The 10,160-nt window shown below is 55.3% G+C and carries 8 protein-coding genes; 1 reads left to right on the top strand and 7 read right to left on the bottom strand.

Annotated elements, in window-relative coordinates; genetic code table 11:
- Positions 1 to 218 precede the first annotated feature (218 nt).
- The 7 genes from glnQ to ACYVIS_RS19740 form a co-directional block, all read right to left on the bottom strand.
- Positions 219 to 947 (bottom strand): glutamine ABC transporter ATP-binding protein GlnQ, encoded by a 729-nt coding sequence (glnQ, locus tag ACYVIS_RS19770; protein ID WP_305072067.1) that lies wholly within the window; start codon positions 945 to 947, stop codon positions 219 to 221.
- Complete coding sequence (locus ACYVIS_RS19765) at positions 944 to 1,501, bottom strand: ABC transporter permease subunit (protein ID WP_460874863.1); 558 nt, start codon at positions 1,499 to 1,501, stop codon at positions 944 to 946. Before ACYVIS_RS19765 ends, glnQ begins: the two co-directional genes overlap by 4 nt.
- Before the next feature lie 388 nt (positions 1,502 to 1,889).
- Entirely contained in the window at positions 1,890 to 2,654 is a 765-nt protein-coding gene (gene glnH / locus ACYVIS_RS19760; protein WP_460874862.1) for a glutamine ABC transporter substrate-binding protein GlnH, read from the bottom strand.
- Between the two features lie 237 nt (positions 2,655 to 2,891).
- On the bottom strand, positions 2,892 to 3,677 hold the full coding sequence (locus tag ACYVIS_RS19755) for a MetQ/NlpA family ABC transporter substrate-binding protein (RefSeq protein WP_232744144.1): 786 nt from the start codon (positions 3,675 to 3,677) through the stop codon (positions 2,892 to 2,894).
- A gap of 20 nt (positions 3,678 to 3,697) precedes the next feature.
- On the bottom strand, positions 3,698 to 4,357 hold the full coding sequence (locus ACYVIS_RS19750) for a methionine ABC transporter permease (RefSeq protein WP_232744145.1): 660 nt from the start codon (positions 4,355 to 4,357) through the stop codon (positions 3,698 to 3,700).
- Positions 4,354 to 5,364: a methionine ABC transporter ATP-binding protein gene (locus ACYVIS_RS19745; RefSeq protein ID WP_232744615.1), complete on the bottom strand. Its 1,011-nt coding sequence runs from the start codon at positions 5,362 to 5,364 to the stop codon at positions 4,354 to 4,356. The genes ACYVIS_RS19750 and ACYVIS_RS19745 overlap by 4 nt, the downstream gene beginning before the upstream one ends.
- A gap of 90 nt (positions 5,365 to 5,454) precedes the next feature.
- Entirely contained in the window at positions 5,455 to 5,925 is a 471-nt protein-coding gene (locus ACYVIS_RS19740; RefSeq protein ID WP_460874861.1) for a hypothetical protein, read from the bottom strand.
- On the opposite strand from ACYVIS_RS19740, the gene ACYVIS_RS19735 reads away from it, so the two are divergent.
- Positions 5,912 to 9,598: an EAL domain-containing protein gene (locus ACYVIS_RS19735; protein WP_460874860.1), complete on the top strand. Its 3,687-nt coding sequence runs from the start codon at positions 5,912 to 5,914 to the stop codon at positions 9,596 to 9,598. The genes ACYVIS_RS19740 and ACYVIS_RS19735 overlap by 14 nt on opposite strands.
- The last annotated feature ends 562 nt before the right edge of the window (positions 9,599 to 10,160 follow it).

Genomic DNA, 10,160 nt, shown 5'->3' with positions numbered 1-10,160 from the left:
CCGACCGCTGGACGTGCCGGACTGCACAGCACCGCCCACCCTGCGGCGTCTTTATAGAATTAACCGTCACCAACACCGCAACGCACAGCCCAAAGTCATCGCTCAAGCCAATACGCCTGCGGCGACCGGCGGGAGGTGCAGATCCATGCCTAAAAACGGCTCAAAACGAAAGCCACTAAAACACGTTCAGCCCTGTAAACACCCGAGCCGAAAATCCTCTAGCCTACATGCTGCAGGAAGTCCTTCAGCCGCTGGCTGGGAGGATTGCTTAACAACTCGCCCGGAGGACCATCTTCGGCAACCTTGCCTTGATCGATGAAAATCAGACGACTGCCCACCTTGCGGGCGAATTCCATTTCGTGCGTCACCACGATCATGGTCATGCCCTCTTCAGCCAGCACCTGCATAACCTTCAATACCTCGTGACGCAACTCCGGGTCGAGCGCCGAAGTGGGCTCATCAAACAACATAAGATGCGGCCGGATGGCCAGGGCACGGGCAATGGCCACGCGCTGCTGCTGCCCTCCCGAAAGCTCGCCGGGATAATGATTGACCCGCTCGGCCAGCCCCACCTTGTCCAGCAAGGCGATAGCTTCGGCCCGCGCCTGCTTGCGGCCCGTGCCACGCGTATGAACTGGGCCGAACATCACATTCTCGAGCGCAGTCAGTTGCGGAAACAAATTGAACTGCTGGAACACCATGCCGGCCTCGCGGCGCAGCTCGCGAATTTGCGCCCCGCTGCCACGCACGCTCAGGCCATTGACGACAATGTCGCCGCCTTCAATGGTTTCGAGCACATTTATGCAGCGCAGGAACGTCGATTTTCCCGACCCGGAAGGCCCGACCACCACAACGACCTCGCCCTGCTCGATACATAAATCTATACCGTTGAGCACCGTGCTCGAACCAAAGCGCTTGATTACATTTTTGAATTCGACCATGCTCATACGATGCGAGTCCTGTGTTCGACAAATTTAAGAGTCAGCGCAATGATCCCCGTAAGAATCAGGTAGATGACCGCCACCGCGCCCCAAATCTCGACGGAGCGAAAATTGCTGGCGATAATTTCCTGGCCTTGCCGGGTAAGCTCGGCCACGCCGATCACAATAAACAGCGATGAGTCTTTAAGACTGATGATGCACTGGTTGCCCATGGCGGGAATCATGCGGCGCAGGGCCACAGGGCCGATGATATGAAGCAGGATCTTGTAGAACGGCAAGCCCATGGCCTGCCCGGCCTCTTTCAACCCTTTGGGCACCGCCAAAAGGCCGCCGCGGACTATTTCGGAAATATAGGCGCCCGAATTGATCATCAGGGTAAAGATCGCTGCCGAGACACCATCGATGCGCCAACCGAAAATCAGCGGCAGCGCAAAATAGATGAACATGACCTGCACAACGATCGGCGTGCCGCGAATGACCAGCACATACACCTGCGCCAGGAACGACAGGGCCACCGGCACATACGAGAAAAACCGCACTATCAGGGCAACAAGAATAATGGCCTTGAGCAGCCACCAGCCCCAGTCGGGTACACCAGGCAAATAGCTGCTTGCAATCCACGAGGCCAGTTTTGCCAGAATATAAATAACGACCAGGCTGGCGATGGCGATCGCGGTGTTCTTCCACGTAACCAGCACCTTGATATATGTCGTGGTTACGCCGGTTAAAAAGCCGATCAGGGTGCCGCCGACCAAACCCAGCACCGTGATTTGAATCGTCATTTTTGTGCCGTCCCACAGGCTGGGCAGTGCATCCCAAATCGCAGACCAGTCAAAAGTCACGTTGTTTGCCTCGTAAATTTGGCCGCTGCATGCATGAAACGGCCGTCAAATGAAAAACGGCGATCCGGTGGTGACACTTGATCGCCGTCGCAGACTAAAGCACGATTTATTGTGTTTTAGAGGGTTTTTTGCCAAACCATTTTTCGTAAAGAGTATCGTATTCGCCGCTGGCCTCGACAGCCTTGAGCGCCTTGTTGACCACGGGCACCAAGTCACTGCCTTTGGGAAAGCCTATGCCGTAGTAGTCGCCGCTCTTGAGCGCACCGACGACCTTGACTTTACCTTGACCGCCCGTTTTCGCATAGTACTGAACGTTGGGAGTGTCGTGCACCACAGCATCGACGCGGCCCGTAGCCAGTTCCAGGAAAGCATTATCGATATTCGGGAACAACTTGAGCTTGGCCCCGGGCACATTCTTTTTCAGGTAGTCGACCGTAGCCGTGCCAATTTTGACGGCCACTGTCTTGCCGTCCAGGTCTTTGGCGGTTTTAATGGTGTCGTTATTGCTGGCCACCAGAATCGCCAGGCCGCTTTCATAATAAGGATCTGAAAAATCGATCACTTTTTTGCGATCGTCGCGTATCGTAATGCCGGCCAGTGCCGCATCGATATTATGGGTTTGCAAGCCAGGAATGATCCCGTTGAAATCCATAGGCTGCAGACGATATTTGAGGCCTGCCTGTTTGGCGATGGCCGCCCACAGTTCGATATCGAAGCCTGTGTATTTTTCACCCTGCTTGAACTCGAACGGCACAAACGCCGTGTCGGTCGCCACGACGAGTTCTTTGCTTTGCGCCACCGCACTGGTTGCGGGCAAAACCATTACCAACGCCAGACCGGCCAGCGCCGCTTTAACTTTGTTTTTAAACATTCAAAAACTCCTTGATTTTGGGGGCTGCACCGTTAAATGAAGATGCGCCCGAAGGCACCAATTTCCAGACCACTCGTGATGATCGGCCGTGCCCAGGATCGGTAACCCAGACACGCTATTCCCCGAGCGAGCTAGCATAACGCCAACTCGGCCGGAAAACAAAAGTTCAGGCAAGCCTGAACTCTTTAAATCCCGATTGCGGTAGAAAACCTGGGGTTTCTACTAAGAGGCCTATCCCTAAAATGCCGGAACAATCGCCCCTTTATATTTTTCAAGAATGAAGTTTCGGGTGGCTGGACTATTCAAGGCAGCCATCAGCTTCTTGATGGCTGCCGAATCCTTCTTGGCCGGCGTAGTTACCACGATATTGGCGTAAGGCGAATCGGAACCTTCGATAAACAGCGCATCCTTGATGGGATTGAGGCCGGCTTCAAGCGCGTAGTTGGTATTGATCAAGGCCAGATCGACATCGGGCAACACGCGTGGCAAAGTAGCCGCCTCGAGTTCCTTGAATTTCAATTTCTTGGGATTTTCGACGATATCGCGCGAGGTAGCCAGGATGTTCTTAGGATCTTTCAGCTTGATCAGACCTTGTTTTTGCAGCAGCAACAAGGCACGCGCACCATTTGAAGGGTCGTTGGGCACGGCCACCAGGGCTCCGTCTTTAAGGTCGCCGATTTTCTTGATCTTCTGGGAATACGCGCCAAAAGGCTCCACATGCACCAGTCCTACGGAAACCAGATGGGTGTTGTGCTCTTTATTGAATGTGTCCAGATAAGGTTTGTGCTGGAAGAAATTCGCGTCGATATGGCCGTCGGCCACCTGCTGATTGGGCTGGACGTAATCGGTAAATACCTTGATGTCCAACTGCACGCCTTCCTTGGCCAGAACCGGCTTTACGAACTCGAGCAGCTCGGCGTGGGGCACCGGAGTGGCGGCCACACTGAGCTTTTCAGCCTGCGCGGCACCTGCAAACAAGGTGGCGGAAATGGCCACTGCCGTACTGAATTTTTTCAAAAACATCGAAAACTCCATAGAACACATTACTTCCGGTTTAATCGCAAGACCAGGCGATCGCCCAGCATCTGAAAAATCTGCACCAACACAACAAGAATCACGACCGTCACGATCATGACATCGGTTTGATAACGTTGATAGCCAAAGCGCAAGGCCAAATCGCCCAGCCCTCCGCCCCCAATCACTCCCGACATGGCCGAATACCCGACAAGCGCAATCGCCGTGACGACAATCGACGCGACAATGCCGGTCGTCGCCTCTGGAATCAGGGCCATCAACACGGTTTGACGCGAATTTGCTCCCATTGCGCGACAGGCCTCGGTCACGCCGGGATCCAGCTCGCGCAGCACATTCTCGACCAGGCGCGCAAAGAATGGCGCAGCGCTCAGCACCAGTGGCGGAATCGACCCTTGCACGCCGAGCGATGTCCCGGCCAGGACGCGCGTCAGGGGAATCATCACGATCAGCAAAATCAGGAACGGCACCGACCGCAGGACATTCACGATAAAAGACAAGACCTGGTACAAAGGGCCGTTCGCCAGCATCTGGCGCTCGCCGGTCAGGAATAGAACAATGCCCAGCGGCAAACCTATCAGTACGGTAAACAGCAGGGAAAATCCCGTCATGAGCAAGGTGTCAACCGTGGCTTCGGCAATCAGCGCCCAATCGATATTGGCAAACATCATGGCCGCAACACCTCGCATTCAAGGCCTTCGGCCACGAAAAATTCCGCGATCCGCGCCAATGAGGACTCTTCTCCGTCCACAGCCAGCACCAACTGTCCGTAGGGCGTTTCTTTGATGCGGCCGACCGCCCCCTGAAGAATGCTCAGGTTCACGTTCAAATCGCGGCTGATACGGCTCAAAATCGGCTGCACCGTTGAATTGCCACGAAAGCTCAGGCGTATCAAATGCCCCTGAATGCCATTGGCCATGCCGCGCCAGCCCTCCGCATCAACGCCGCTTTCAGACAAGAGCGATTGTGTGACAGGATGCCTGGGATGCAGGAACACATCCAGCACTTCGCCCATCTCGACAATCAAGCCGGCGTCGATGACCGCCACACGATCACATACCGTGCGGATCACATCCATGCCGTGCGTAATCAGGACTATGGTCAGGCCAAGGCTCTTGTTGATGTCCAGCAACAGGCGCAAGATGGATTGAGTGGTTTCCGGGTCCAATGCCGAAGTCGCCTCGTCGCACAACAAAAGCCCAGGCTTGTTGGCAATCGCGCGCGCAATCCCTACACGCTGCTGCTGCCCCCCGGATAATTGGCGCGGATACTTATTGGCATGCTCGGCCAAGCCGACCAGAGCCAGGACTTCGTGCGCGCGCTCCAACTGCTCCGACCGCGGCAAGCCTGCCAGCCGCAGGGGAAAGCAGACATTATCAAGCACGCTGCGCGAACGCAGCAGATTGAAATGCTGGAACACCATACCCACACCCAGCCGGAATTCCCGCAGCTTCGAGTCGGAAAAAGTCGTGATGTCCTGCCCGCGCACCCAGACATTGCCCTGAGAAGGACGCTCCAGTAAATTGAGCATGCGTATCAAGGTGCTTTTACCGGCCCCCGAACGCCCGATGATGCCAAATACCTCTCCCTGCCTAATTTGCAAATCGATACCGGCCAGTGCGTGCGAAACGCGACCGGCCGAAACATAAGTTTTGTGTATATTTTCCAGGCGTATCAAGGTGCGGGTTTCAACCAAAAAAACTACGCATAAAGCGCGAAGAAGAGGAACGATAATTTAACATAACCGTATTTATTTTTTTATTAGAAACTAATTACTTTTGGAAATATAAATACGGTTGAAGCTGAGCTGGTTGAAGTTGAGCTGAAACGAAAAGTTCATCGAGACAGGAAAAACCTGGAGATGCGAGTACAGGATCGGAGGATCATTCTTTTCCGACGAGAAAACGGCTATCGCGTATTTAATGCAAGGGGTGAGCCACTGAACAAAAAGAAGGGTATTATCATGAAAAATTATCCCTATACAGAGCCGATCCATAAAAGAACAAGGTTTTGTAGAAATGCCAATTCGCCAAAAGCCCAATAAAAAACCGCCACGCCCTGAATTTTTCCGGGCCGCGTTTGTTGGCGCCACCGCGCACCCTGAAAAAACGATTTTGTTCGGCACCCATTGAGCAACCAGCAAGGACGCCGATGTAATCCAGACAAAATCCGATAATGCAGCGAACAGGCCTGAAGTGCGCGCGAAATGCCGGGGAGGATAAAACATGACGCTCAACATACGATATTTTCGAAGTATCTATGCACAAATGTTTCTGGTCATATGCGTTGCCGCCATTCCCACCTTTATCGGCCTGACGTATTACGTCCTCCAACAACGAAGCCGCCTGCAGGACATCAGCCAGCAAAACGCCCAGCGCTATGTAGATCTGGCCGCCCGCAACGAAAACTGGCTGCTCAAGAGCTCCATGGAAACCTTGAATGCAATCGCTTCAACTCCTTTGATTCAAAACAGCGACTGGAAACTTTGTTATCAATATTTCTCGGACCTGCTCCGCCAGCACGGCAACCGATACACGAACTTTGGCGTCATAGGCACCAATGGCGAAGTTCTTTGCAGCGGAGTCTCGGCCAATGTCGAGAAGATGCCCTACCTTGGAGATCGCCCGTACTTCAAACGCGCGCTGAGTAGTACAGGCTTTGTCGTCAGCAACTCCCTGATGGGCCGAATATCGGCCACCCATACCATCACGGTGGCAACCGCATTGCGCAACAACGAGGGAGCGCCGCGCGCCGTGCTCTTCGCCGCCCTGAACATGGCGGTCGTGTCGCAGATCCAAGACCACACATTGCCAAGCCGCAGCGACGATCTCACTATCCTCGACAGGCACGGCACCATCCTGACCACATCGTCGACAGACCTGGGAACACCCGGCGAGGCCCTGAGAAACAAAGACATCCTGAACCTCATAACGCCCCAGAACAAGGGTGCCAAACTGATACGCGGCAGCGACAACAAGGATTGGTTTGTCAGCTATGCCAAAGCGGGAACCCCGGACGATCCCGGCGCCCTGGCCGTTATCTATAGAAACCCTGCGTCCGGCCTGTTGTCCGAAATCCAGCGCAGCTTCTGGATAGGAACCGCCGTCACCGCCCTTCTGATGCTGATGGCGCTCTTCGCCGGCTGGGCCGGAACCCAGGCCATTCTGGGCCGCAATATTCGAAAACTGACAGAAGCAGCGAAACGCCTCAGGAAGCGTCAATTCGATACCCGGATCGGAAACCAGGTCTTCGGCCAGGAATTCACCGAAATCGCCAACCAGTTCGACAAAATGGCGGAAGAACTGGGCGCCAGCGAGCGACAATGGCAAGTCTCATTCCAAAGGCAGCAGGGCCAGAACGACATCTTGCGCAGAATTGCACAAGACGGACGCCTTGACGACACGCTAATCTCCCTGACCCACTTCGCCGAAGGCCAGATCGACGGCACCATCTCGTCGATCCTGCTGCTCTCGGTCGATGGAACGCGGGTGAGTTCATGCATTGCACCCAAGCTCCCGGCATCTTTCTGCGACTCGCTGATCAGCGCCGTCGTCGGGGCCAAAGCCGGGTCTTGCGGTGCCGCCATCAGCGAAAAACGGGTCGTCATTACCGAAGACATCAGCAGCGACCCGCTCTGGGAAGATTATCGGGAACTGGCTCTGGGCCACGGCCTGCGCGCATGCTGGTCGCATCCCATTATCTCGTCCGGCGGGCGCATCCTGGGCTCATTTGCCCTGTATTATCAAAGCCCGCGCTCTCCCAAGCTGGAAGAACTGCAAATGGGCCAGATGGGCGCCGAACTGGCGGCCGTCGCCATTGAACGCAGCCGTATCGCAACCGCGCTGGAACAATCCGAAGCAGAGTACCGGCTTCTCTTCGAAAGCAACCCCGATCCCATGTGGGTATGCGACGCCGCAAGCGGCCGGATACTGGCGGTCAATGACCAGGCCATACAACACTACGGCTTCGACAGGCACGAGTTCCTTGCCATGTCCGACAATGACCTGCAGGCCGACGATCCGGCGTCGGCCGACATCTCGAAGCTCGAGTCCCAGAGCGCCCACTCCCTGAACCAGGCGGTCCGCCTGCATCGCAGAAAAGATGGCAGCCTCATTTCTGTCGAAGTGTCGTTCTTCCCTCTCAGCTTCGGCGAACGCGACGCGCGGCTGACCCTTATACAGGACATTACCGAACGCAAGACGCTCACCCAGAACATTCGCGAACGCGACGAATTGTTCATGCTCCTGATGGAATCGACAGCCGAAGCCATCTACGGCATCGATCAGGAAGGGCGCTGCACGTTCGCCAACCAGGCTTGCGCCAAACTGCTCGGATACACCACTTCCGAATTGATCGGCCACCGCTTGCATTCCCTGATTCACAGCAAACACGAAGACGGCAGTCCTTACCCACAGGAAGACTGCCCGATACACCGCGTATTGACCACCAAACGCCATGTCCACATAGAAAACGAAGTGCTATGGCGCAAAGACGGAACCGCCCTGCCGGTCGAGTACTGGTCGTACCCCATGCGACGCGGCGACAAGGTCGTCGGATCAATCGTCACTTTCCTGGATATCACCGAACGCCGCCGCCACAACAACGCCCTGACATACCAGGCCACGCACGACTCGCTCACTGGTCTGTTCAATCACGCCCACTTTGCATCCCGGATCAATCAGGTGCTGCGCAGAACCAGCCAGCCCAAAACACCCTTCGCCATTCTGCTGCTGGATCTGGACGGCTTCAAAGAAATCAACGACTCCCTGGGCCACCACGCCGGCGACGTCCTGCTCAGGCAAGTCAGCGAGCGTCTGAAGCAAATTTTCAATAACGGCGCCACAATTGCCCGGATCGGCGGAGACGAATTTGCCATTCTTCTTGAACAATGGGTCGAGCGCTCCTCACTGGATACCTTTGTCAATAGTCTCTTGACGCAGATCAGAACGCCCTTCGTCCTGAATGGCATGGAGATCCAGATCAGTGGCAGTGTCGGGGTCGCTATCTACCCCGACAACGGCAGAGACCTGAACAGCCTCATGCGCAATGCCGACCAGGCCATGTACCAGGCCAAGCGGGAAGGCATGGGCTACGCTTATAGCGACCCGTCCAAAGACCAGCAAACGCCGAATCGCCTGTTGCTGATGAACCAATTGCGACACGCCTTGGACAAGGAAGAATTCGTGCTGTATTACCAGCCCATGCTCTCGCTGAACAGCGCGGAGAGGATTGGTTTCGAGGCGCTCATCCGCTGGAAGAATGTCGAACGCGGAATTTTGTATCCTGCCGAATTCATGCCGATGATCGAGCTCAGCGACCTAATTCACCCCCTGACGCTGTGGGTCATCGAGAATGCCGTCATGCAATGCAGCCAGGAGCGGAAAAAGGGGCATCCGATAACCATTGCAGTAAATATTTCGACGCGAAATCTGTTGGACATCAGCCTTCCGGGGAAAATCCAGGAAATTCTCAAACGCCACGATCTGAAAGCCGACTGTCTTGAACTGGAGATTACCGAAAGCTCCATCATGGCCGACACGATCCGATCGCTGGATGTCCTGACCAGGCTTCACAATATTGGCGTAGGAATTGCCATAGACGATTTTGGAACCGGCTATTCGTCGCTGGCCTATCTGCAGAAGCTTCCCGTCGACAATCTGAAAATCGATCGTTCATTTGTGATGGACATGAGCAAACACGCTGAAGCGCACACAATCGTGCGATCGATCGTGGGCCTGGCACACAGCCTGGGGGTGTCCGTCACGGCTGAAGGAATAGAAACCGAATGGGCCTTGAAGCAATTGACCGATTTGGGTTGCGACTATGTACAGGGCTATCACATTGCCAGGCCGATGCAGGCCGACCAGATAGGGCCGTGGCTGGAACAGCGGCAGCAGGAAGCCGTGGCATGACACATAGGTATCCTGTGGGCCGTGCGCGGCCCGACGCAAGGAGAAGTGAAACGGCATCCTTTGTAGGTGCCGTTGTTTTCTTATAGCTTGCGCTTCTAGAGCATTTTTGGGTTGAGTTGTTTATGGGATTCTTCGATGGATGGGGTATTGGTATATAAAGACGCCGTCTATCGGGGCTTGGGGTCAGGGCCGGCACGGCGTGCTTGATCCGGATCTACCTCGTCCAGGCGGGCGTCGGGCCAAACTCGCTACGCCGCTGGCGCGGCTGCGCTCAAACATGGCCCGCCGAAAGCCCCCGCCTTCCCTACGGTAGCATCCGGCGCACGCCTTACGCCGGCCCTGACCCCAAGCCCCGATAGACGGCTCACGTTACGGCATGCCTGGAATTGCATCACGGGATGCCTGGAATTTACGTGCCTGCACCCATGCCTCTATCACGTGGCCACTACACCACGATGTGCCAAACCCTGGATTTACTAAGCGCCCAACGCTTCAACGTATACCTCGATGCATTGCCTCAACGCAAGCCGCAGGGTGGGCGGTGCTGTGTAGTCCGGCGGTA

It is taken from the genome of Paralcaligenes ginsengisoli, assembly GCF_054781135.1.
The sequence above is the reverse complement of the archived record's forward strand: the minus strand, read 5'-3'. Positions and strand labels throughout refer to the sequence as shown.